This window comes from Polaromonas sp. P4_H1 (assembly GCF_056400945.1).
On record NZ_JBFUKG010000055.1, the window covers coordinates 1 to 724 of the forward strand.

General features: G+C 63.5%; 1 protein-coding gene. It reads right to left on the bottom strand.

Features of this window, described 5'->3' with window-relative positions; genetic code table 11:
* The coding region (locus AC1DS5_RS25010; protein ID WP_477720941.1) for a hypothetical protein at window positions 1-568 on the bottom strand (568 nt) is incomplete at its 3' end.
* Window positions 569-724 lie beyond the last annotated feature (156 nt).

The following is a 724-nucleotide window of genomic DNA, read 5'->3' on the forward strand; positions in this document are numbered from 1 at the left end:
CCGCATAGGTCATCACGCAGGCGCTGGCGCAGTAGGACGATTTGATGCGGCCCGCCGAATCCACCGTGCCCACCGCCGTAGTCAGCCCGCGCGCACGGATGATCTCGCCCATGATGATGGCTTGGCCGACATTTCCGCCCGGAGACGACAGCAGCACGGTATCGCCGGGCGCGAGTTTGGCTTCATCGAGCTTTTCGCGAAACCAGCTCGCAGTGGCCGGCCCGATCTCGCCCGTGATCGCCAGCGCCGGGCGGCCGCGGCCCGAATTGTCCGGATCGAGACTTCCGACCTCCGAAGACGCCATGCTCGGCGAGATATAGAGGTCTTTCCAATAGGCCCAGGCCTCCGGTTTGGAGAGCTCCTGATAGGCCTGCGCGCCGATACCGCCGAATATTACGACCGCGAATGCGACCGAGGGCCAGTTGAACCATTTGCTGCGCGGTGGCTCGGGCAGCGGGGGCTGCGGTGGGGCAGACGGCTCGGCGGGACGTGCGGCCCAGGGGTTGACCGTAGGAATCCCTGATGGGCGTTCCGCGTCCCCCGATGTGTCGTCATTTCGAAAAGACAAACCAGTTTTCCTCGTCGTTCAGTCCGGCTCGGCGCGCACTTCACCGCGGCAAGTCTGCTGAAGGTTTGTTGAGGAAATAAGACCGCCGGTTCGATCCGACGGTCCAGAAAAATCTGTCTTAGCGCGCAGCTCGCTTGCCCATCGATGCTTTCGCCC